Source organism: Mesorhizobium sp. WSM4821, from assembly GCF_055901555.1.
This window is the reverse complement of the sequence record NZ_CM148371.1, coordinates 2,805,709-2,827,599: the sequence shown is the minus strand read 5'-3', so window position 1 is coordinate 2,827,599 and position 21,891 is coordinate 2,805,709. Positions and strand designations below refer to the sequence as shown.

The following is a 21,891-nucleotide window of genomic DNA, read 5'->3' as shown; positions in this document are numbered from 1 at the left end:
CTTCTCGCGCTAAGCCATCTATGACTTGGCTGCGAGCGAGAAGCCATGCTCCATGGTCATCGGGGAGGAGGGTTGCTCCGGGGTATGCCCGTTGCACATTCTCTAGCTGCCCGGCGTAGTTGCCGGCGAGGCCGACGATCCGTGATCCGGCACGGGGCGCCCGTGATCGATCGGACGACCTTTGCCGTCGGGTGGACCCTTGCCGTGATCGGGCTGTGGGTCCTCCCGCTCCTTGCTGTTGCTCATTACTTTTCTCCTGGACAGTCGGTGATGTGGGCTGTGGGCCGAGAATTACGATTCCCCGGTCCCTTACCCCCACGGGCTGGCGCGCGTCCAAACCGTCGCCAATCCGCTGTAACTCAGCCCGCGCATCGTCGGTCAACAACACTTCCATTTTGCTTGCCGATGTGCGAGTCTGTGTCATCAGCACAGGATGCATTCTGGAGCGGAGTGTGTCAAGGTGTGCTGATCGCACAATGGTGAACATGAACGAATTCGAAGAAAAGCTCGTCGGGGTGGTCCGCGAGAAGCGGGAACGCGAAGGTCTTAGTATAAGGGCATTATCGGGGATTGTGGGGATCAGCTTCTCCACGCTGGCCCGCATCGAGCGGGGCGACGGATCGCCCGACAACAATTCCAAAATTAGGCTGCTCGAGTGGCTCGGCCCTGATGCCGATGAACACGAGCTTGGCTTTGATCGGGTGGCATTCGTCCACTTCCGCGCTGGCAAAAACGCGTCCTCCGGGACTGTGCAAACCCTACTGCACGCAGCCGTGTGTCTTCGTCAGCACTACACTAAGGGTGATATATCAGAACCGAGCAGCGCGCCAATAGATGCTGAAGTTATCGCCATGTCTAAGGAGGAGCTAGAGCAGACGGCCGAAGATTTCCGAAAAGAGTTAGGGTTGAAGAAAAGCGATCCGCTGGATCCATTTTATTTGGTTGTTGATTCTGTTACGGTAGAACGATTGCGGGAATCCTCCTGTATTTCCGGAAAGGCAAAAAACACGCTTGCTGGACCGTCGCGCGGCGAGTGGTCCGCTATGAGCGTTCCCTTGAATTCCGATCAGGATAGCTGGGTTGTCTTTTTAAACGACTACCATACCGTTGAGAGACAAAGAGTGACGCTACTTGAGGAGTATTGGCATATTCTTGCCGGGCACAAGCTAACCAAGATAGCTAAGATTGCTGGCTGCTTCGGTCGAACATATGATAGCGCTGAAGAGCACGACGCTTATTTCTTGGCATCGGCAACTTTGCTTCCACGAGACGCGATCAAGCGTATGGTCTCGGATGGCAAAAGTGCCCCCGAGATCGCATCCTTCTTCGGGACCTCACCGGAACTTGTTGAATATCGAATAAAGCGGCTCGGCTTATGGCGCGATCATATTGGAAAGAAAGTGAGTCTCGCCAAACCCTAACGATGCCACCCGTCGACCGCCAGCGGCGCGTGGTTCAACAAGGTTCAGATTCGCAGATACGCTTAGACGAGCGCGTCATCCCCTCGGCAACGAGCCATTTCTGCCGGAATGGCTGCTTGTCCGCCTCCAAAGCGAATCTCACCGCCTACTCCACCCTCTCATGTGCATCATCTACAATCGCCCAGAGTGACCTATTGGCCAAGACATCGCCAGCAACACGCCAAGCCCCGTCGCAGCGGATTTGCCGCCCGCAAAATTCAACCAGACCGAACGGCTATGCCCCAACAAGACGGCAAGTCCGGCTAGGCAGGCAGCCCAAGGCACCCAGCTTTGCAGATCAAGCTCTGTGGGTGGCGTGACGAACGGCAATGTATAGAGTCAGTGGATAAAGCCACCGGGCAAAGACAATCGCCGCCGCACCTTTCAGCACATCGACCAGGACGTGTCGGCCCCAAACAAGCACGCAGATGCTCTTGTTCGGCAACCGCCTTCAGCTCCGCTGCAAGCTTCTCAAACATGTGTCTGCCTACGTCAGCAAAAACGCGGTGCCCGTTGCGTGGCCTCCGCGAGTGCCTATCCCTCACCTTCCGTTAGCGATTGCTGAAATTGTGCCCTCCGCGACCGAAGGCGGCATCTTCGCTGACCATGGGAGACGGCGCAGCCAAAAAGCCGAAGGTATATGGATCGGGAATGACGCCGTTCGGCGTCTTTCATTTCGCCCAAACGTATCGGGCGAACGCTGATGCTCTTGCCTGGTCTCCCCCCAAATTCGGCCGAGCATTTCCGATCATCCTCGCAGATTCCTCTACTTTCAAGCGTTAGAGCACTACCTGCGAAGCTTCCTCCTTCTCCAAGGCAAATCACCGGCTGACATCCGGGGCTATCAGCATCATTTCTTGGACATGCTGGACAGGAAGACACCTCGGGTTGGAGATGCCGAGCGAGGTAGAAGACTTCATCCGCTCCCGCACGGTCGCGAACGAATACACGCAGATCCGATACGACTACAAGCTTGACAAGGACGGGCCGCGTAGGACTGCGCGAACCATGGAGCGATTGCGGCTGGTGGTTTGGGAGATAGAGAAAGCCGTCGGTCTGGCTATTCGGAAGACGGGCATCGAGGCTGTGTATGGTGAACGACCATCGGCAAGTCCACTAAATGGATCGTTTGCCAAAGCATGAGGAAACCATTTCGGCTTCGGCACTGGCAACTCCCGCAGACCCACGGCGGCGCCAGGTTTTGTACGGCTGCCCGACCAGGTCGAACAGGGAAAGAGGCGTCGGCCTCGCTTCCGCCAATCCCTTGGATTTCCCGGCGAGATCCAAAGGCGAGAATCGCGACGTCGCCGAGAATTCTTCGTGCCCTACAAAGTGATATTTATGGGAAAGCATCAGGAACTCGGCCGTCGTCCCACCCTCGAAGGTGACCTTGAGATCCTGATCAATCCTAACAACCCCCGGCCTGAGAGGTCCTGTCCATCTCAGCTGGAGGTCAAGGTGGTCATCCAGCCTCAGCGAAACATCCCTGAACTCACAAGGCTTGCCTTCAAGATGGATAGCAACAACCGTGTCGGCGAGCTCAATGGGGCCATGCGCCTTACCCTCAAAGAAAGAAACGACCGAATGCTCCGCGCTCAAACCAGCCCCCTGCCCCGTCCTCACCGGTCGGAAAACAGGCGGCGTTTGAGCCGTTCTGCCGACGTCATTTCGGCTTCCTCGTCAACATCTTCCTCATCGGCGGCGACCGCGTCCCGCGACAACATGATGAGCGCGTAACCTTGCCGTTGCAGAAGGACTTGCTCATAGAGCGGCGCGAGTTGGCGACCCCTTTCGACAGGGAGCCACACGCCGGCGTCAGTCTCGTCGATTTCACTGGGCACGCCCATCTCATGCTTCCGGCGATGCAGCAGCGAGTGTGCAGGAACCATGGCTCCGGTCGGGATTGCAAGTCGGGGAAACTTGAGCGTGTCGCGATAGTCGCGCAACACCTTGCCATTCTGTGTCACCACGATGGCGACAGGTTCCTCGCGAAATCTGACGTACGCGCGGCCGGCCGCCTCCTTGCTGACGTCGTACTTCTTGGCGATCGACGACAGTTGGCGGATGTCAGGGTCTTTGCCGACCGCGACATCCATTCGGAACTTGGGGGGCGGCATCAGGAGCTGCGAGGCAAAGCGATTGGCCTCGACCTCCATTTTCAGGCGCCGGTCCGACTCCCCGCCTTTCAGCTCGCGCATGTCCTGCAACCTACACAAGAAGCGGCCTTCCGCCGAGGGTACATGGGACGGGATGAGAAAATGCCCAAGCTCGTGGGCGATGGTGAAGCGCCGCCGCTCCGGTGGGCTTGCCTCGTTGTAAAGAATCGATCCGTTGAACTTGTCGGGCGTGGTGATAAGCCCGCCTTCATAGCCTTGCGTCGTGAGCGGCACGATTTCGTGGATGTCCAGTCTCAGGCACAATTCCTCGATCGGCACCGGAATCGGCAGCTGCGGCTCGAGCTTCAGGATCTCGAGAACGAGGCGCTCGGGGCTACCCGCGTCGGCAAGATCCATCCGCGTGATGTTCATGATTTTCGGCTCGCTTTCAGCCGCTCGGCAATGAGCGCTATGGTCTCGCGGTCCTCAGGCTTCAGTTCGCTGAGGTTGCGATAAAGGGCAATCAGGTCAGGCTCTTCCTCTGGAGCCGTCGGATCTTCACCCACCAATTCAGCCACGCCAATCTTGTAATAGTCGGCAAGGCCTTTCAGCAAACCCAGCGACGGGTTCTTGCTCGCGCCGCGCTCGAGGTCCCAGATATGCGCCTTGGAAGCCCCCACCGCATCAGCGACCTCCTGCAAGGATTTCGCGTTCCTCACGCGCAGCTGCTTCAGTTTGACGGCCAATTCTACCATTCAGTCCTTCTCCACGAGTCATAGCGGCGCGCACGCTTGCGCGGCACGCCGTCTGATAAGGCATTACAACATCATACCGTGGACATTGACGCAAGCCTTGCCGTAAGATATAGTTGTACGAGTTTGTAGCAAACAGGCCTTAACGGAGACTTTCATGGGCAAAAATCAGCATGTGGTACCTCGTGACGGACAATGGGCGGTGCTCGGCGCCGGCAACAGCCGTGCAACTTCCCTTCACCCCTCTCAGGCCGACGCCATCTCTTCGGCCCGGGACATCGCGATCAATCAACACAGCGAAGTCGTGATCCACCGCCCCAATGGTCAGATCCGCGACTCCAACTCGTACGGCAACGACCCCTACCCTCCCAAGGGCTAACAAAAGGAAGCACGCAATGACTGACACCGCCGCCAAGAAGGACGATCACGACAAGACCATCACCGTCGTGGTGAACGGCACCGCGCACCAGGTGCCGAAGAACCACGACCTGACCTACGCGGAAGTAGTGACGTATTTCGACCCGACCTACCCGCAGCATCCGCAGACGGTCTACTCTGTGACCTACACCCGCGGCGAAAAGCCCAAGGAAGGCACTTTGGCGCCCGGCGGCTCGGTCAAGGCGAAGGACGAGATGGAGTTCCATGTTATTCCAACTAGCGAGTCATAATGCCGACATCCAAAAGCTGATCGACCGGGGCTACGCGCTCCGGCTCGACAGCGATTACCTTGTCGTCAGGGACATCCCGTACCTCGACGCCGAGGGAAATCTATGCTGGGGCGCGATTGTCAGCGTCATCAAAGACGTTGACGGCACTCGGGTTCGGCCTGAGGACCATCAGGTCTTCTTTGCCGGCGGCGTGCCGTATGGCCTGGACGGCAAGCCGATACCTATGCTCGGCGGCGGTGCGGCCACCGTGACGCTGGCCAAGAACGATGTGGTGGTGCAGCGGTCGTTCTCCAACAAGCCGGCGGGCGGGCTGCCCGACTTCTTCGTCAAGATCGAGCACTACCTGTCGATCCTCTCGGGGCCCGCCATCCACAAATACCCTGACGCCAACCCCTTCACGTTCAACGTCGACGAAGATGCCGGCCCCGAAAGTGTTTTCCTTTTCCGCGATACCCTGACCAGCCGCGCGCTGATCGGGGACCTTGCCGCGAAGTTCGCCAATGAAGTGGTCGCCGTCATCGGCCTGGGTGGCACCGGCGCTTATGTATTGGACTTCCTCGTGAAGACCAATGTGCTTGAAATAAGGGGCTTCGATCCAAAGCCCTTCCACGTTCACAATGCGTTCCGCTCGCCCGGGCGGCTGCTGCAGGACGAGCTCGACAAGCCGAAGGCCGAGGTCTACCGGCAGCGCTACGAGAATTTCCGCAAGGGACTGCATTTCGAGGCCAAAGCCATCGACGGCGACTGCGAGGCGGACTTCGCAGGCGTAACCTTCGCGTTCGTCTGCGTCGACAAGGGTACCGCACGGGCGGAAATCTTCGACCTCCTCATGCGCCTGGGCATTCCTTTCATCGATGTCGGAATGGGGCTGGTCCGTCAAAACGGTGCACTCGCCGGCATGGTCCGAACGACCACTTTCCTGCCTGAAAACGCCGCCGAAGTCCGCGGCAAGGGGCTGGTGCCCCTCACCGATCCGCCGGGCGACGAGTATCGGCTCAACATCCAGATCGCCGAACTCAACGCGCTCAACGCCAGCATCGCCATGTTGCGCTACAAGCAGCACTGCGGGTTTTACGCGCACGCGGTGCCGGCCTATCATTTGTTGATGAACACCGTCATGCCACACCTGTTTGCGGAGCCCGTCGAGTGACGGAACTCCGCCTCGAGAAGGTCCGCTACGTCCCCGCGCAGCCGGAGGCCGGTGTTTTGTACGTCTCTGACGAGTACAAGATCGCCGTGCACCTGTGCGCCTGCGGTTGCGGCAGCAAGGTCCCGATTTCCCTCGGGCCAGCCGGGTGGAGTGTCAGGGAGCGCAATGGAAAGCCTACCGTCTGGCCGTCAATCGGCAACGGACAGCTGCCCTGCCGGTCTCACTACATCATCACCGACGGAAAGATTCATTGGGCGCCTTCCATGAGCGCTGCCCAGACCGTGACCGCCTTGCAACACGACCACCGTCGCCGCGAAGCCCACTATCGCAGGCCGAGGTGGTGGATTCGGGTGTGGAAGACGGTTCTCGGATGGATTGGCCTGGGCTAGCCGTTGCCATCAGTCAGCCGTCAAGGACTACGGTAAACCTATGGCCATCCTGCCTGCTCACACTCAGCTGCGAGACGCTCATCGTGCAGATGAAGTCAGCTTGAGGCTGACCGAGCCGGCCTCGACCCCATCTGGGCTCAGATGGCATCAACAGCCTTGTCATCACTTCTTGAGCAGCTGGCTCAGTGAGCTGACGTTTTCGCGCTTCAGCAGGGTCGAAAGCTTGGCGTCACCACGGATGCCGGGAGCGAAGTCCTCGCCGTAGGTCTTGCGAAGGGTTTCGACCTTGGTATTCCCGTGCTTCTCGCTAATCCGTCCGTCTTGGTCACGATGGCGAGCGTCCAATCCAGGTTCACGCATTGTAAAGCCCCATCTAGTCCCGAAGGAATCGGCTACCACTAGTAATAGTAGCAAAACCTGGGCATTGGCACAACGCCGCGATCCGTAGGCGGGCCATGAACAGGATCAAACATCGCACCGGCAGGGCCGTCGCCCGGATCTGCGCTCCCAATAAAGCCGCGCGGCATGTGGCGCGCCACAAGCCGGTGCAATCCCCCGCCCGTTTTGCAACGTAAAGATTCACGCAGCCAGGGTTAGCCATGGCAAATGCCTTCTTCATTGGGACGGAGCCGACCGTTTGCAACAGAACCGCCCAGATCCCATCAAGCACCCCTCTCTCAGGTACCAAACTGGATACCCTCGCTACTAGCGTTTGCATCTTCCTCTTCGCCGTCAACCTCTCCGCTGGCAAACCCGACCGGAATATCCCCCGCCAGCAGCTTATCCTTCGACAGCAATCCGGCGTCCTCGAGCGCTTCGAAGTCCGGCAGCTCGCGCAGCGTGTCGAGCCCGAACTCCAGCAGGAATTCTTTGGTCGTAACGTAGGTGTAGGGAGCGCCCGGCGTCGGACTGCGTGGGCCGGAGGCGATCAGGTTCTCGCCGCGCAAGTGGCCGATCAGGTCGCGGCTGATCTCCTTGCCAAAGATCGCCGACAGTTCGGCGCGGGTGATTGGCTGGAAGTAGGCGATGCACATCAGCAGCAGCACCTCCGACTGCGCCAGGCCGCCCGCCTTCTCACTTCCACCGACGGCCGCGTGAATAGCGCCGGCATAGGCGGGACGTGTCAGATGCTTCCACCCGCCGGCGACGGAGACGAGGTCGTAGGGGCGCCCGCGCAGCTCCTCGCGAACATCGTCAATCAACAAGTCAATGCTGCAGTTCTTGCCAACGATCCGCGCCAACGTCTCGCGACCAACTGGCTCGCTTGAAGCGAAGATCGTTGCCTCGACCCGGTTCATCCATTCGCGCCAGCGCGCTTCCGGAGGGAGATGATCGAGCTCACGGTCGAACAAATGGTCATGTGAACGACCGTTGGCTGGTCGCCCCTTGCCCCTCAGTGCGTGCCCAGTCTCCGTCATGATTTTCACAGCCCGTAGATGCGGAAGGTCGAGCGGCCGGACAGTTCGCGAACGGCGCCGAGTTCCACTAGCCGGTCGAACAGCCGTCGTAGACCCCTGTCGCTCATTCCAGCGACCCTTTCTGAGGCCACGATCGCGTCGCCGCACAACAGCCTTTCGACGACGGCGTCCGCCGCCTTGGCCCTGAGCTTTGGCGCCGTCGCAAGCAGCCGCTCGGCGCGCCGCTCAAGCTCGGCCGAACGATCGATGGCGCGCAACACGGCGCGCGCCTGAGCGGCAAGCAGCAGCGAAGCGGCTTCCTCCTCGAGGCTCGCCGCCATTCTGGCAGACGTGGAGCGGCGAAAGCGGCCGAGACTTGATCCTGAGGCCACCTCTGCGCCCAGCAACGGAATCGCTTCAACCCAGCCCAGCCGCTGCGCCAGTAGCGCGTCGGCGAGCCAGCATCCTAAGCTGCGTCCCAAGCCATGCCGTTCGGCCGCCCTGAATGCGCCGCTGACCACGCCGACCAACCCGGCTGTATCGGAAAGCTGCCGAAGCTCGTCGGCAAGATCGCCGGCCAATTCGTCATCCTGTCGGTGTCCAAACTCCGCCAGCACCGCGGCAAGGCCCTTTTCCGTCAGAAGATCCTCGACAGGCCGGGTTGCCAGCCGCCGCCAGGCCAACAGCATCCGGCCGGCAGGGCCGACGTCATCGCCCGGCCGTGTAAGCAGCACCGCATCGCGCAATGCCGCCTCATCCTCCACGCGCCCCGCTCGCTTGGCCGTCATAGCGCCAGCCAAAAGCGCCTGGCCTGCCGCCAGGCGCCAGACCATCGCTCCTGCCGGCGGATCACTGCATCGAGTATGCCGATCGCCGCCCCGGCAATGACTGCAAGGTCCTCGATGCCCTTGCCCGCCGCTGCCTCGGCATCGGGTACAGCTCGGCGTAACCAGGTCGGAACGACCGACAAGGGGGCGGCCGCGGCGCCACTGAAGAGCGCGCCTGTGTGACGCGACAGAGATTTTGGCCGAAGAATCATCGCACACAGGATGAATCAGCGCGGCGCTTTTGGCAATCACTTCTGGCTATAACCGCCGCGCCTGTCGGCTATCAATAACGAACGATAATGTTGCATTATCGTTCTTACTGACAAGAAGAATGTCGATTATTTCACCGACTGCCGGGAAGTCCTGGGCACCATCCCCTCTTCTCCCGACAGTCTTCAGGTAGGCAAGATAGACCTCGATTCTCATCTATCTCGGTGTCAGCATCTGAGCCGTCGATGTCGGGGCACGGGCGCTTTCGAGCTCTCGGACCTTCTCGTCCGCGATTCCCTCCAGCGCTTTCAAGCGGAACATGACCCGACCGAGATCAACGAAGGCGGCGCTCCCTTGATCATTGTCATAGACCCCGTTCTCGACGTCTGCGATCAGGCGGGCGTTTTGCATGCCATTCCAGGCCAAAGTGGCGCGGTCTTCGCAGCTCTCGTTGGCCACACCCGCCAAATCAAAGTGCTGCGCGCGCAATTGCGGGTTGGTCGCCGCCTCGCGCAGATCATTGGCCACATCCTGCCGGAATTTTGCATTGCCAGAGTTCGCGTTTTCGGCGGCGGTGTTCGCCGGCCCTCGATAACGGCTCAAGTTTCCACGCTAAAGGAGGCGTCGAAGGCGGGGCGAGGAATGCATTGCCGAGCCGTCCGCCGATAGCTCTCCTGCCGTGATCCACCCGTTCACACGTTGCCGCCAGTTTACGCCGAACGAACTTAGTCAGACCGCTTCCGCTTAAGGCCCTTTCCTTCTAAGTCGGCACGACCACTCGCTAGGAACGGCAAGGAGGATGCGGCTTTGTGCTTCGACACCAATACGCCAGGCACCTCAGAGGCGAGACAGCGCGCCCATGAAGAGTGATGCAATCTCATATCCCCCACGAGGTCTAACTCGTGAGGAAGCAGCTCGCTACATCGGTGTCGGAACAACGCTTTTTGATGAAATGGTTGCCGATGGGCGCATGCCGAAGCCCAAGCGCATCAACAGCCGCGCCGTTTGGGATCGTGTGGCCGTCGACTTAGCTTTCACCTCGTTGCCGGATAAAGGTAGCGGTCTTCAAGAACTACTGGAAAGAAGCAAACGGGACAGAGAAAGAAGAAAATAAATACGCTCGTTGCGTATATGCCGCAGGCGTAGTATGGAGATTGCCTGCGAAAGGCATGACATGAACGAGAATGAGAAACTGGCGCAAGAAGTCAAAGCCTGGCGGGCCACGGAAGGGCTCACTGCTGAAGCCGCGGCCAAGGTGCTGGGAATACCGAAGCGCACCTTTGAAGGCATCGAGCAAGGCAGAGGGTTCCCTTACCCGGTGCTCCTGCGCGTTGCCATGGAAAGCAAGGCCGTTTCGTATGATCCGATTCATGAGAAGGTGCATGGTGGTGGGCAACCCCAGCAGAAGCCTCGAAAGATCGTTTGATGGCTAAACATCCTGACTACCCTGGGGCTTCTTCCCGCGTCGTCAACGGCAAGGAGTACTGGCGCTTTCGTGCAAATCGCCATGCTCGGCAGATCGCCTTGCCCGGACAGCCGGGCGACGAAGCGTTTGAAGCCTGCTACCGACGTGCCGTCGAAGGTTGCATAGGCAAGTCGGAAATCATTGACATGCCGGGACGTGTCCTGCCGCGTTCGTTCGGGCACGCAGCACGGCGACTTGAAACCACGATGGAGTGGGCTGACTTCGATCCGGCTACCCAAGCCAAGAACAGCAACTTAATAGAGCGCTTCCTGAATATGCCTGTCGACCCCGAACATGTGCTGACATGGCGCGATGTGCCGGTTGAGTACATGGATGCCGACAGGCTTCGCACGATCATCGAAGGTATCTTTAAGACAAACCGCACCGTCGCCAAACACATGCTGGTAGCCGTCAAAAAGCTCCTCTGGGTGGCTATCGAAGTCGAGAAATGGATAAAGCCGCAGGATGATCCATCGTTGTCGATCCGCGTGCGCATACCAAAATCGACCAAGAACCCGGCTTGGCCAATTGCGATCCGAGAAAAGTATGAAGAGAGACATCCGATCGGTACACCCGCTCGGACCTGCTATGCGCTGGGTTTCTGGCTCGGCAACCGACGAGGGGACATCGCTGACCTTGAATGGGATGATCTGGTGACTGAAGAGATCGAACTATTCGATGGTTCCTTGGCATTGATCGAGGCGTTTGCCTTCAGACAGAAGAAGAATCGTAACCGCCATGGCGGGAGGGAGATGTTCATTCCCGTGGTGGACAAGCTGGCGGCAGCGCTGGACCCACTTGACCGCTCGAAGGGTGGAACCGTCTTGAAGAACGGCTATGGCAACCCGTTTTCAGAGAAGAGCCTGACAGGCATGATGCAGCATTGGGCCCGGCAGGCTGACATTCCTGACGGCTATACGCTTCATGGCCTGCGCCGCACGTTCGGCACCTACCTCGCCGAATGCAACATCCAGGCACGCGCTATAATGGAAGCGATGGGACATTCTTCCATGACGGTGACGGACGATTACGTGCGCGAGGCTAACAAAAAAAGAATTGCAGTCGACATTGCGATGGCGATCAACCAGCGTGAGGAAAAGCGCGATCAGATGAAGCGGCGGGCGACTTTGCGGGTCGTGCGGTGAGCCAGAACCTCGAAGCGACTTATGAAAGCGGCTTTCGTCGCTCTCTTCCTCGCCGTGCGTGCCGTGGGCAAAGCGTGGGCAAAGCGTGGGCAAAAGCCGATTTTTCTCAATAAATTCAATGGTCATGGTGGGCCCGGAGGGACTCGAACCCCCAACCAAGCGGTTATGAGCCGCCGGCTCTAACCATTGAGCTACAGGCCCCACACGCGGCTGGATTAATGTTTTTCCCCGAAACGCACAAGGCTTTCCAGACGGGTTGGCCGAGATCGCCCAAATCAGCCCATATTCAGACACTAGAGCGACGTTCGTCCACTTGGACGCACAACGAAGTACGCTCTACCGCTTTGAACATACGCATCGTGCTTTCCGAACCGGATCGGCGCAGCAAAAGTCGATTCCGATTTTCGAACCGATGCGGTAGTCGACAAGCGCGACTGGATCGCAGACCGAGGAGATTTTCATGACCAGACATCTTTTGGCCTTGGCGCTCGCCGCCGCAATTGCCTTTCCGGCGATGGCCAGCGCTGCCGATTCGCCGCCCCCGCCGCGCATCGTCGTTACCGGCGAAGGCGAAGCGACCGCGGCCCCTGATCTGGCGCTGCTGACGCTCAGCGTCATGCGCGAGGCCAAGACCGCGCGCGCCGCGCTCGATGCCAACAACGACGCCATGGCCTCCGTGATCGCCGCAATGAAGTCGGCTGGCATCAAGGAACGCGATCTGCAGACAGCCGGCATCCAGATCAGCCCGCGCTACAACTACACCAACAAGCCGGACGGCAGCCAGGAAGCCGAACTCGTCGCCTATCAGGTGAGCAATACGCTTTCGGTGCGCATCCGCGATATCGACAAGACCGGCGAGATTCTCGACAAGGCGGTATCGCTCGGCGTCAACCAGGGTGGCGGCATCTCGTTTTCCAACGAGAATCCGGCTGCAACTGTCACCGAAGCCCGCAAGAAGGCGGTCGCCGACGCCATGGCCAAGGCCAAGACGCTGGCTGAAGCCGCCGGCGTCGGCATCGGACGGGTGCTGGAAATCACGGACCAGAACGTCGCGCCGCCACCGATACCGATGAACGCCAAGGCCTTCGACGCCGCCCGAGCATCGGTTCCGGTGGAGGCCGGCGAGAATTCCTACACGGTGCAGGTCACTGTCACGTTCGAGTTGAAGTGACCGCCTGAACGATCCGGCGTGGTTCGGCCCTGTTGAAGCGCGGCCAGGAATCAACCGGCAACATCGATCCTGCCGCATTAAAAACCCCGGAGGACTGGTCCTCCGGGGTTTTTTCGAGCCTCACCCACCCTGGCGGAAAGGGACTCTACTACTCCAGACTGACCTCCGCAGAAGGTCATGTCCCCAGGCTGACCTCGCAGAAGGTCACTTCCAGACGTTTACCGGTAGATGATCGGGCAGCCGCGCTCATTGGCGAATACGACAACTACGCGGTCGCCGTACTGGCGGCCCGCGACCTTGACCGTGCGGCGGCTGATATCGACGATGCGGGCGCGGCGCAGGCCCATGCGCTCCGCTTTGCCGAGGGCACGATTCGGCGAGCAGGACCGGCGCCAGTCGCGTTCGCGGTGGCGTTCGCGATAGCGGTAGTCGTCCCCGACATAAACGCCGGCACGGGAATCGTCGTTGTTGCCGAAACCGAGATAGATGCTGTCTGCATGGGCGGGGACAGCGGCAAGCGTGCCAAGGGCGACAAGGGCCGAAAGGGCCGCCGTTTTGATCGTGTTGAACATTTGTCTTCTCTCCTTGCTCAGGGCTTCCGCCCGTTTCGAACCGATGGGAGGAGGATGCGCCTGCGTATCTGAACTTTCTACGAACCAGCCGTTCATTTCCGGTTCAGGTGCAAGCCGAGGGATAAATGGCAGTCTTGCGCCTCCCGCCACCGGTTCCGGACACCACGGATAGAAAACGCCCGGTTTTCCCGCCGGTTCCGGCCGATCCTAATGCATGCCACCCCTCGGTCCTGGACCCAGGGGTGACATGCGGTTTTGGGACCACCACATGCATAAACAACAACTCAAGCGGCGCGCTTTAAGGCTCATCCTCCAGCATGTGCTCGAAATAGTCGTCCGGCTCGGCAAGATCGGTCTCGCTGGCGCTAATGCGGTCGCGCATCGAGATGCCGGCCTCGTGCACCGTCTCGGCGCTACCCGACACCAGCCTGTGCCACCAGTAGAGATCGTGGCCCTCGGCGACCAGCCGGTAGGCGCAGGTCTTGGGTAGCCAACTGATGGTGCGCACATTCTGTGGCGTCAGCCCGACGCAGTCCGGGACGCGCGACAGCCGGTTGGCATAGTCCGAACAGCGGCAAGTATCGGCGGCGAACAGCCGGCAGCCGACGCTCGTCCAGTAGATCTCGCCGGTGTCTTCGTCCTCGAGTTTCGACAGGCAGCATTTGCCGCAGCCGTCGCAAAGCGACTCCCACTCGGCCGGGGTCATCGCTTCGAGCGTCTTGGTTTTCCAGAACGGCGTTTCCATTGCGGGGATGTGGCCCTCGCTGGCGTCGACGTCAAGCGCAACAACGGTGCAAACCGGCAAGAGCCACCGAGACCATAGGAAAGACACGAAGTCGCCTTCAAAACGTCGGCCAATTGCCCTTCCCGGCAGCTAAAGGCGGCGGACAGGAACCAAATACGGTTGCTGAAAGTTTGGGCAGGGATGGGACGCCACAAGGAGAATTTTCGATGAAGAGCCGACCTAGGATACTGGCAGGTGCCGCTTTTGGCTTGCTGATGGCGTCTACGCCGTTGAGCGCGTTTCCGCTGCAGGATAGCCCCGCGTTCGGTTCCCCACGAGGTAGCGCAACGCCGTTGATCCTGGCGCAATCCGATTGCCCCGAAGGCGCGGAAGGCTGCGCACAAGGCCAGCAGGCAGAACCGGAACAGAGGCCTCGCAAGAAGCGCGACCGGCAACAACAGGAGGCCGCACCCGCCGAACAGCCCGCTGAACGCGCCGCCCCTGCGAGCGACGAGGAGCAGCCTACACCGCGCAGAAAGAAGCGCGACCGGCAACAACAGGAGGCCGCACCCGCCGAACAGCCCGCCGAGCGCGCCGCCCCTGCGAGCGACGAGGAGCAGCCCGCACCGCGCAGAAAGAAGCGCGACCGGCAACAACAGGAGGCCGCACCCGCCGAACAGCCCGCTGAGCGCGCCGCCCCTGCGAGCGACGAGGAGCAGCCTACACCGCGCAGAAAGAAGCGCGACCGGCAACAGCAGGAGGCCGCACCCGCCGAACAGCCCGCTGAGCGCGCCGCCCCTGCGGGCGACGAGGAGCAGCCCACACCGCGCAGAAAGAAGCGCGACCGGCAACAGCAGGAGGCCGCACCCGCCGAACAGCCCACTGAACAGGCTGAGCCGGCTCCCACTCCAACTGACCGGCAAGCCGCTCCTGCCGAAGGCGAACAGCCTTTGGACCAGGCGAGAAAGCGCAAGAAGCCTGCTGAAGAACAGCCGGCAACGGGTGAGCAACCGTCTACCGCTGAGCAGCCCGCCGAGCGCGAACAAGCCGCACCCGCCGAAGGGGAAGGTCCGGTCCAGGGCGAGGCTCCGGCCGATCCAAACGCAGCCCCGGTGTTCGACAGCCAGAAGGATGCCGTGCGCAAGCGCAAGGGCGGCAGGGACAAAGCGCAAGAGACCGGCCGCCAGGACGCAGGCGACCAAGAGGGCAGTCAACCTGGCCAGCAGGACGGCGAGCAAGCGGAGGCCCCGAAGCCGGCTCCGGTCGAGCAGGGGCCGCCGCCCACCGACGACAGGGCGGCCCAGCAGGAAATCAGGCCTGAAACGATCGCTCCGGTGACGCAGGAAAAGGGCACGCGGGTCGAACGTGCCCCGGATTTCGAAGATGTCCGCCGCCGCCCACGCCCGGAAGGCGCTAATATCGTCAGGGAATTCGGCGACCGCGTCATCCTCCAGTTCAACAACCAGACAATCGTGGAGAGCAATGATGCGCCGCGCCTGCATCGTGGCGCCAGGGAAGTCTACTATGAGGAACTGCCGGGCGATCGCACCCGGGAAATCGTCGAGCGTGAGAACGGTGTCCAGATCGTCACCATCCGCAATCGGTACGGCAACGTCATCCAGCGCTCACGCATCGCGCCGGACGGCCGTGAATATGTGCTGAGCTATGTCGACGAGCGGTATTACGAGGATGTCGACGACTGGCGTGATCCGGGCGATGACCTGCCGCCGATACGGCTCGACATCCCGCGCGAGGAGTACATTCTGGACGCCGAGGACATCGAGGATCCGGATGACTACTACACCTTCCTCGAACAGCCGCCCGTGGAGAGGGTGCAGCGCCTGTATTCGATCGACGAGGTCAAGCGTTCGGCCCGCGTCCGCGACATTGCGCGCCGTGTCGACCTCGACACGCTGAACTTCGAATTCGGTTCGGCATCGATCCCCGACAGCGAAGTGCAGAAATTGGAAGGCGTCGCCACCGCCATGGAGAAGTTGCTGGAAAAGAACCCTGCGGAAACCTTCCTGATCGAAGGCCATACCGATGCCGTCGGCAGGCCGGAGGCGAACCTCGCACTGTCCGACCGCCGCGCCGAGGCGGTCGCCGAAGCCCTGAGCAATGCCTTCAGCATCCCGCCGGAGAACCTGACGACACAGGGCTATGGCGAGGAGTATCTCAAGGTCAACACGTCGGAGCCTGAGCGCGAGAACCGTCGCGTCGCCATACGCCGGATCACCTCGCTGGTGGCGCCGGTCGCCAGCGCGGAGTAGGCGACGGCCAACTTAAGGGCAATGATTCCAAAAGCCTGAACTGGTTTTTGGAATCGACACACGAAGACGTAGCCCATCCCGTTTTTAGCGGGATGGGCTATCCTCACAGGAGCATGCTCAAGAAGGATTGTCTCCCGCGATTTTGACGGTACTCATTGAATCGCGTGGTCGCCCACCCCAGATTCTGTGCAGGGCGTTCCCTGCCCTGTCCCGACTCCAGCGGGACACATGAGCCCCGCCGGTCCCCCCTCGCCGGCGGGGTTTTGTTTCCCGGCTTCGATGGAGGACCCTCCGCCTCAAGCCCTTCCAAACGAAGGTGACCCGCCGCGACGGTCTTTTGCACCGCGATCGACGAGGGCGACAAATCGGGTGAGCCGGAGCCATTCGATGTCGAGGCCTTCTCAAGGCAAAGCGTCAGTAGCGCGATTTTCGCTAGTAAAGCCCTTTGATGTCCGTATCCGAATTCGCAAACACCTCGTCGGGCACGAAAAAATCGCCGGCCAGCTGCCCTGTCGCGTCCAGCGCATAGATCGAAAAATCACTGACGCCCTCGACTCGCAGCACTTCCTCGTCGATGTAGAAATTGCCGGTTGCCTCGCGCGAGGTCCTGAGCAGGATCGCATGCGCGGCATCGGCCATGATGTCGGGCGAACGGCTCATCGCCGCCACCGTCGCTCCGCCCAGAAGATTGCGCACCGCGGCCGTATCGATCGTCGAGATCGGCCACAGCGAATTGACAGCGATACCGTCCCTGGCGAACTCCGCGCTCATGCCCAGCGTGCACATCGACATGCCGAACTTGGCCATTGTGTAGGCGACATGGTTCTTGAACCATTTGGCCTTCATGTCGAGCGGCGGCGCCAGATTCAAAATGTGAGGATTGTCGGCCAACTTCAGGTGTGGAATGCACATTTTGGAAACCAGGAACGTGCCGCGCGTGTTGATCTGGTGCATCAGATCGTATCGCTTCATGTCGGTCTCCAGCGTGCCGGTGAGCTGTATGGCGCTGGCGTTGTTGATGCAGATATCGATGCCGCCGAACTTTTCGACGGTTCTGGCGACCGCCTCGGCCACCTGCCCCTCCTCGCGAATGTCGCACAGCGCCGGCAACGCCTTGCCGCCGGCCTGCTCGATCTCCTGCGCCGCCGTGTAAATCGTGCCCGGCAGCTTCGGATGCGGCTCGGCGGTCTTGGCCGCGATCGTCACATTGGCGCCATCGCGCGCGGCGCGCAGCGCGATCGCCAGCCCGATGCCGCGCGACCCGCCGGAGATGAACAGCGTCTTTCCCTTGAGCGACATGTCTTGCGCCTCCCTTGCAACATTACAGGCGTGATCCTTGCGCGGCGGTTGGGTGCCGCGCAAGGCCCAACACGCCGGATGTGGGTTACGCTGCGTAGGCTTGGAAGGGCACAGTTAGACCAGCACCAGGCCCTGCCGCATGGCGATGGCGATCGCGTCGGTGCGGTTGGCCGCACCCAGCTTGATCAGGATCGCGGCGACGTGGAACTTCGCCGTGTGCACGGAAATATTCAGCCGGCGCGCGATCACCTTGTTGGGCGCGCCTTCGGCCAGAAGCGCCAGCACTTCGCTCTCGCGCGGCGAAAGTGAGGGCCGGTCGGCCCTGTCGTCGACCGGTCCTTCGTCGAACAGGTCGTCGTCATGGAAAGCGAAATTATCATCCCGATCGGACAAAGGCCGGCGCGCGCCCAAGATCCGATAGCCTGCCGCCGCCAGCCGCGCGGCGGCAGCGATCAGCAGATCGTCCGCTGCGGCCGGCAGCACGGCAAAGACCGTGTCAGCCAACTGTTGCCGGCTCGCTCGTGGAGACAACAGCACCTGAGGTATCGCTGGATCGGTGGCTCCGCCCTCCAGGTTTTTGTCGTCGACGATAGCGACGTCCGCTTGGTCGACACCATCGCCGCTGCCGGCCACAATGGGCAGCAGATCGTCGCTCGCGGCAAGCGTTGCGGACAAATGCTCGGCGCGCGCGGCATCGCCTAGCGCGACCAGCACCGTCAATCGCCTCCCGGTTTCGCCGCTTGCCATCGATCCTCTCAGCGCAGCGGTTTTTCGCCGATGGTCACCGTGAAATCGCGCCGTTCGCCGCCGCGCACCACACCGAGTGTCACCGACGCCCCGGCGCTGTCCGGCCCAAGCTTGCGGATCAGCTCGCGCGGACCATGCACGGCCTCGCCGTTCCACGACACGATGATGTCGCCAAGATGCAGGCCGGCCGCCTTCGCTGGGCCACTGTCGTCGAGGCTCATCACCATGGCGCCATGCGTGTCGCCGTTGCGGACCGGATGCAAACCGCCGCCGAGATAGCCGCGCGCGACGTGGCCCTTCTCGCGCAGCGTCGCCACCGCCCGCTCTATCGTCTCGTGAGGCATGACAAGCGCCCGCCGGCGCGGCCCGAACAGGAGCATGCCGATCAGCGCGCCCTTGGCGTCGAGCACCGGGCCGCCTTCGAAACGGCTGCCGGCATTGACGGCCAGATTGATGCGCCGGTCGATCGTGCCGCCGCGCATCGAGCGCCAGGCCGGGCCGACCTCGCCGACTGTGCCGAACACGGCGAGCGCAGCACCTTCGCTATTGCCCACGGTGATGGCCAGACTGCCCGGGCGCACGGCATCCGCCTTGGCCAGCGCCGGTGCGCTGGCGGAGCCTGCCGGCTTCATCAGCGCGACACCGGTGGAAGGGTCGCGTCCGACCAGTTCGGCCTTCACAGTTTCGCCCGCAGTCAGCGTCAGTTCGATTTCCTCGCCAGCCTCCACCGCCTCCTCGGCGGTGATGAAATAGCCATCGCGCCAATGGAAGGCCGTCGCCGAGCGATTTTGGTGCGTGGCGAAGCTCGCGGTCGCCGGCGCCGCTGCGGCGGCGATATCGGCGATGGCATCGGAAAATGCGCTCAGATTGAAGTCGCTCATGTGGGGTCTCCTGGTCTTTTCATACCCCAGATATCGCTCGGCAGCGCCGTGGCGGGTACTCGCCTGACGGCTAGTTGGACGTTCGACTGGCCATCTGGTCAGGTCGCGGCCGGTCCGGCCGCTTCGCACATATAGGCATCCTTCATCTTGCTCTAAAGACACGGAGCCTCGTCATGTCCCTCCCCGCCCATCAATTGCAGTTCGACGACGCGCTGCTCGATGATTACTCGGCAACGGTCGCCGATGCCGTGGACCGCATTGGTCCCGCCGTCTGCCGCATCGAGCGCGTCGGTGGCGCCGGCGGCCATGGCTCCGGCTTCGTCATCGCGCCGGACGGGCTGGTCGTCACCAACTTCCACGTCGTCGGCGAGGCCCGCACCGTCCGCGTCTCGATGCCGGACGGCGCCTCCAGAGAAGGCCGCGTGCTTGGCCACGATCCAGACACCGACATCGCGCTGGTGCGCGCCGACGGCAGCTTTGCCGATGTCGCGCCGCTTGGCGATTCCAAGCGCTTGCGGCGTGGCCAGATCGCCATTGCCATCGGCAATCCGCTCGGCTTCGAATGGACCGTCACATCAGGCGTGGTCTCGGCGCTCGGCCGCTCGATGCGCGCCTCCACCGGCCGGCTGATCGACGACGTCATACAGACCGACGCAGCACTCAACCCCGGCAATTCCGGCGGGCCGCTGGTGTCCTCGGCGGGTGAGGTCATCGGCGTCAACACCGCCATGATCCACGGCGCGCAAGGCATCGCCTTCGCGGTTGCCTCCAACACTGCCAATTTCGTCATTTCGGAAATTATCCGCTTCGGCCGCGTGCGCCGCGCCTTCATCGGCGTCTCGGCAGATACGACAAACCTGCCGCGCCGCGCGGCACTTCTGTCGCAAGTGTCGAGCAGCACGGCGTTGCGCCTGCGCAGCGTCGAGAAGAACAGCCCTGCGGCCAGCGCCGGCCTGAAAGAAGGCGACATCATCGCCGCCATCGATGGCCGCCCGGTCACCGGCGTCGACGATCTGGTGCGCATGCTCGACGCCGAGCACATCGGGCGCGAAACGCTGTGCACGGTGGTACGCCGCTCCGGTGTCAGCCAGGTCGCGGTGACGCCGGTGGCGCGAAGCTGACGTTTATCGCATCGGCCCGAAAATCGGAATCGATTTCTGAAAACACGATGCGCAGATTCAAAGTGTTAGAGCGTACTTTGTGCGTCGCTCTAACGTCGCGCACAGATCTGGCCGAGCAGCGAAACCAGCATCCGTGCCAGTTCGCCGGTCGGATCGAGGTCCGGATCGAAAATGGTCATATCCATTCCGGAGCAGCGCGGATCCGCCACCAGCGCCGCGAGGATGGCGACGAGATCGTCGGGGTCGATGCCGGGACTACCCGGTGAATCCACCGCCGGCATCACTGTCTGGTCGAGCGCATCGACGTCGAAATGCACCCAATATGGCCAGCCGCTCCGCCCCAGCGTGGCCCAGGTCTTTTCCAGGACCTTTGCCGCGCCAAGCTCTCGCACGGCAAAGACATCGATCAGCGTCATCGCGGTCGAATTGATGTCCGGCCAGGCAAAATCGGGGTCGCGGTTCTCGCGTTCGCCGATCTGAACCACCTGTTCGTCCGCGACGAGGGGGCCCGCGACATCAGGCCAGTCGGTCAGCAACGGCTCGCCACGTCCGGTGGAGAGCGCAAGGTCCATGCCGGCGGCCGAGCCGAGTGAAGCGTTGATGTCGTAATTGCCCGGATGGCGGAAATCGCTGTGGCCATCGACATGGATCAGCGCCACCGGACCTGATCGCCGTACAGCAGCCAGTGCGCCAAGCAGGACCGCGCAGTCGCCACCGACGACCAGCGGAAACTCGCTTCGTCCCAGCGCGCCGGCAACGACGTCGGCGAGTTCGAGATTGAAGCTGCGTATCGCGTTGCCGTTGCGCAGCCGGGTGCCCGGCTGCTCCTCCGTGCTATAGGCAGGACGATCAAGATCGACCACCTTGGCGGGCGAAAGCGTCTCGACCAGGCCGGCTTCGGTCAACGCCTGTGGTGCACGCCACGTCCCCGGCATATGCCCTGACCTCAGCGGGCGGAGGCCAAGGTTCGAGGGTGCGCGGACAAGGCAGATTTCACGCATGGAATAGTCCCGGGCTGACAAGTCTCAACATAGACCGCAAAGTCGTGCCCGGCCACGCGGCTGAAGCCTACACGTCACAACTACGGACAGTTCCTGCCAGCCGCTATCTCGCTCAGCCCTCCGCCCCTCCAACAAACTGCGCCAGGAACTCCGCGCTCGGCGGGATCGGCTTGATCACGTCGATCAGCACGCCGTTGGGGTCTTGTGTGATGAAATGGCGCTGGCCAAATGGTTCATCGCGCAAGGATCGCAGGATCGGCAGGCCGGCGGCGGTCACCCGCTCGTAGACCGCATCGGGATCCCTGACCTCGAAATTGATCAGCAGGCCCGACGTGCGGCCGCGCCCCTCTTCCGGGATCGTTTCATGATCGCCGTGGACGATGCCGAGATTGACCCGGCGATCCTCGGCCGACTGCAGATGAACATACCAGTCGCTCGCAAACAGCGGCTTGAAGCTGAAGTGTTTGATATAGAAGGACTTTGTGCCAGCCACGTCGCCCGTCATCAGCACCGGGTAATAGCTCGTCGTCTTCATCTTTCTTTCTC

General features: G+C 61.5%; 25 protein-coding genes, 1 tRNA gene and 2 pseudogenes. 11 read left to right on the top strand and 17 right to left on the bottom strand.

Annotated features, from left to right (window positions below; all coding sequences use genetic code 11):
- Positions 1–102: 102 nt before the first annotated feature.
- Entirely contained in the window at positions 103–246 is a 144-nt protein-coding gene (locus AC0NID_RS13685) for a hypothetical protein (protein ID WP_155930622.1), read from the bottom strand.
- 239 nt (positions 247–485) lie between these two features.
- Here AC0NID_RS13685 and AC0NID_RS13680 point away from each other — a divergent pair, with 239 nt between their 5' ends.
- Positions 486–1,421: an ImmA/IrrE family metallo-endopeptidase gene (locus AC0NID_RS13680; protein ID WP_473454478.1), complete on the top strand. Its 936-nt coding sequence runs from the start codon at positions 486–488 to the stop codon at positions 1,419–1,421.
- A 189-nt stretch (positions 1,422–1,610) separates the two neighbouring features.
- On the opposite strand, the pseudogene AC0NID_RS13675 reads toward AC0NID_RS13680, so the two are convergent.
- From AC0NID_RS13675 to AC0NID_RS13660, 4 genes and pseudogenes are all read right to left on the bottom strand, one after another.
- A pseudogene (locus tag AC0NID_RS13675) lies at positions 1,611–1,863 on the bottom strand (glycerol-3-phosphate acyltransferase); the annotation flags it as partial.
- A 713-nt stretch (positions 1,864–2,576) separates the two neighbouring features.
- A complete protein-coding gene (locus AC0NID_RS13670; protein ID WP_473454477.1) occupies positions 2,577–3,059 on the bottom strand; it encodes a hypothetical protein in 483 nt (160 codons plus the stop codon).
- Positions 3,060–3,079: 20 nt separating this feature from the next.
- Complete coding sequence (locus tag AC0NID_RS13665) at positions 3,080–3,988, bottom strand: ImmA/IrrE family metallo-endopeptidase (protein WP_473454476.1); 909 nt, start codon at positions 3,986–3,988, stop codon at positions 3,080–3,082.
- Complete coding sequence (locus AC0NID_RS13660) at positions 3,985–4,311, bottom strand: helix-turn-helix domain-containing protein (RefSeq protein ID WP_473454475.1); 327 nt, start codon at positions 4,309–4,311, stop codon at positions 3,985–3,987. The genes AC0NID_RS13665 and AC0NID_RS13660 overlap by 4 nt, the downstream gene beginning before the upstream one ends.
- Positions 4,312–4,465: 154 nt before the next feature.
- Here AC0NID_RS13660 and AC0NID_RS13655 point away from each other — a divergent pair, with 154 nt between their 5' ends.
- Genes AC0NID_RS13655 through AC0NID_RS13640 form a run of 4 tightly spaced genes read left to right on the top strand, consistent with a single transcriptional unit; the run spans position 4,466 to position 6,515 of the window.
- On the top strand, positions 4,466–4,687 hold the full coding sequence (locus AC0NID_RS13655; RefSeq protein WP_027170549.1) for a DUF2188 domain-containing protein: 222 nt from the start codon (positions 4,466–4,468) through the stop codon (positions 4,685–4,687).
- 16 nt (positions 4,688–4,703) lie between these two features.
- Positions 4,704–4,976: a multiubiquitin domain-containing protein gene (locus AC0NID_RS13650; protein ID WP_473454474.1), complete on the top strand. Its 273-nt coding sequence runs from the start codon at positions 4,704–4,706 to the stop codon at positions 4,974–4,976.
- Positions 4,951–6,126: a ThiF family adenylyltransferase gene (locus AC0NID_RS13645; protein WP_473454473.1), complete on the top strand. Its 1,176-nt coding sequence runs from the start codon at positions 4,951–4,953 to the stop codon at positions 6,124–6,126. The genes AC0NID_RS13650 and AC0NID_RS13645 overlap by 26 nt, the downstream gene beginning before the upstream one ends.
- Positions 6,123–6,515 (top strand): ubiquitination-like system serine protease family protein, encoded by a 393-nt coding sequence (locus AC0NID_RS13640; RefSeq protein WP_473454472.1) that lies wholly within the window; start codon positions 6,123–6,125, stop codon positions 6,513–6,515. Before AC0NID_RS13645 ends, AC0NID_RS13640 begins: the two co-directional genes overlap by 4 nt.
- Positions 6,516–6,677: 162 nt before the next feature.
- On the opposite strand, the gene AC0NID_RS13635 is transcribed toward AC0NID_RS13640, so the two are convergent.
- The 4 genes and pseudogenes from AC0NID_RS13635 to AC0NID_RS13620 all read right to left on the bottom strand — a co-directional run bounded on the left by AC0NID_RS13635 (position 6,678) and on the right by AC0NID_RS13620 (position 9,552).
- Positions 6,678–6,875: a hypothetical protein gene (locus tag AC0NID_RS13635; protein WP_473454471.1), complete on the bottom strand. Its 198-nt coding sequence runs from the start codon at positions 6,873–6,875 to the stop codon at positions 6,678–6,680.
- A 317-nt stretch (positions 6,876–7,192) separates the two neighbouring features.
- On the bottom strand, positions 7,193–7,933 hold the full coding sequence (gene scpB / locus AC0NID_RS13630; RefSeq protein WP_473454635.1) for an SMC-Scp complex subunit ScpB: 741 nt from the start codon (positions 7,931–7,933) through the stop codon (positions 7,193–7,195).
- A gap of 5 nt (positions 7,934–7,938) precedes the next feature.
- Positions 7,939–8,951, bottom strand: a pseudogene (locus AC0NID_RS13625) (DUF1403 family protein).
- A gap of 214 nt (positions 8,952–9,165) precedes the next feature.
- On the bottom strand, positions 9,166–9,552 hold the full coding sequence (locus AC0NID_RS13620; RefSeq protein ID WP_473454470.1) for an NEL-type E3 ubiquitin ligase domain-containing protein: 387 nt from the start codon (positions 9,550–9,552) through the stop codon (positions 9,166–9,168).
- A 256-nt stretch (positions 9,553–9,808) separates the two neighbouring features.
- Between AC0NID_RS13620 and AC0NID_RS13615 the strand changes: the two genes are divergently transcribed.
- Genes AC0NID_RS13615 through AC0NID_RS13605 form a run of 3 tightly spaced genes read left to right on the top strand, consistent with a single transcriptional unit; the run spans position 9,809 to position 11,559 of the window.
- Positions 9,809–10,063 (top strand): helix-turn-helix transcriptional regulator, encoded by a 255-nt coding sequence (locus AC0NID_RS13615; RefSeq protein ID WP_473454469.1) that lies wholly within the window; start codon positions 9,809–9,811, stop codon positions 10,061–10,063.
- Between the two features lie 60 nt (positions 10,064–10,123).
- Positions 10,124–10,375 (top strand): helix-turn-helix domain-containing protein, encoded by a 252-nt coding sequence (locus tag AC0NID_RS13610; protein WP_473454468.1) that lies wholly within the window; start codon positions 10,124–10,126, stop codon positions 10,373–10,375.
- Positions 10,375–11,559 (top strand): tyrosine-type recombinase/integrase, encoded by a 1,185-nt coding sequence (locus AC0NID_RS13605; RefSeq protein WP_473454467.1) that lies wholly within the window; start codon positions 10,375–10,377, stop codon positions 11,557–11,559. Before AC0NID_RS13610 ends, AC0NID_RS13605 begins: the two co-directional genes overlap by 1 nt.
- 125 nt (positions 11,560–11,684) lie before the next feature.
- On the opposite strand, the gene AC0NID_RS13600 is transcribed toward AC0NID_RS13605, so the two are convergent.
- Positions 11,685–11,760: transfer RNA gene (locus AC0NID_RS13600), tRNA-Ile, on the bottom strand.
- Between the two features lie 259 nt (positions 11,761–12,019).
- On the opposite strand from AC0NID_RS13600, the gene AC0NID_RS13595 reads away from it, so the two are divergent.
- Complete coding sequence (locus AC0NID_RS13595) at positions 12,020–12,730, top strand: SIMPL domain-containing protein (protein ID WP_473454466.1); 711 nt, start codon at positions 12,020–12,022, stop codon at positions 12,728–12,730.
- Positions 12,731–12,948: 218 nt separating this feature from the next.
- Here AC0NID_RS13595 and AC0NID_RS13590 read toward each other — a convergent pair whose 3' ends face one another.
- Positions 12,949–13,302, bottom strand: a complete 354-nt coding sequence (locus AC0NID_RS13590; protein ID WP_473454465.1) for a hypothetical protein — start codon at positions 13,300–13,302, stop codon at positions 12,949–12,951.
- A gap of 298 nt (positions 13,303–13,600) precedes the next feature.
- Positions 13,601–14,047: a YcgN family cysteine cluster protein gene (locus AC0NID_RS13585; protein WP_473454633.1), complete on the bottom strand. Its 447-nt coding sequence runs from the start codon at positions 14,045–14,047 to the stop codon at positions 13,601–13,603.
- A gap of 206 nt (positions 14,048–14,253) precedes the next feature.
- Between AC0NID_RS13585 and AC0NID_RS13580 the strand changes: the two genes are divergently transcribed.
- Positions 14,254–16,296, top strand: a complete 2,043-nt coding sequence (locus AC0NID_RS13580) for an OmpA family protein (RefSeq protein WP_473454464.1) — start codon at positions 14,254–14,256, stop codon at positions 16,294–16,296.
- 432 nt (positions 16,297–16,728) lie between these two features.
- On the opposite strand, the gene AC0NID_RS13575 is transcribed toward AC0NID_RS13580, so the two are convergent.
- From AC0NID_RS13575 to AC0NID_RS13565, 3 genes are all read right to left on the bottom strand, one after another.
- Complete coding sequence (locus AC0NID_RS13575; protein WP_473454463.1) at positions 16,729–17,595, bottom strand: SDR family oxidoreductase; 867 nt, start codon at positions 17,593–17,595, stop codon at positions 16,729–16,731.
- A gap of 114 nt (positions 17,596–17,709) precedes the next feature.
- Positions 17,710–18,342, bottom strand: coding sequence for a helix-turn-helix transcriptional regulator (locus AC0NID_RS13570; RefSeq protein WP_473454462.1), 633 nt, complete (start codon positions 18,340–18,342; stop codon positions 17,710–17,712).
- 8 nt (positions 18,343–18,350) lie between these two features.
- Positions 18,351–19,223, bottom strand: a complete 873-nt coding sequence (locus AC0NID_RS13565) for a S1C family serine protease (RefSeq protein ID WP_473454461.1) — start codon at positions 19,221–19,223, stop codon at positions 18,351–18,353.
- A 173-nt stretch (positions 19,224–19,396) separates the two neighbouring features.
- On the opposite strand from AC0NID_RS13565, the gene AC0NID_RS13560 reads away from it, so the two are divergent.
- The gene (locus AC0NID_RS13560; RefSeq protein WP_473454460.1) at positions 19,397–20,344 is read left to right on the top strand and encodes a S1C family serine protease; all 948 of its coding nucleotides are present in this window, start codon (positions 19,397–19,399) and stop codon (positions 20,342–20,344) included.
- An 89-nt stretch (positions 20,345–20,433) separates the two neighbouring features.
- Here the strand turns inward: AC0NID_RS13560 and AC0NID_RS13555 are convergent, their stop codons facing one another.
- Positions 20,434–21,279: an arginase family protein gene (locus tag AC0NID_RS13555; RefSeq protein ID WP_473454459.1), complete on the bottom strand. Its 846-nt coding sequence runs from the start codon at positions 21,277–21,279 to the stop codon at positions 20,434–20,436.
- Positions 21,280–21,457: 178 nt separating this feature from the next.
- Positions 21,458–21,880, bottom strand: coding sequence for a VOC family protein (locus AC0NID_RS13550; protein WP_473454458.1), 423 nt, complete (start codon positions 21,878–21,880; stop codon positions 21,458–21,460).
- Positions 21,881–21,891 lie beyond the last annotated feature (11 nt).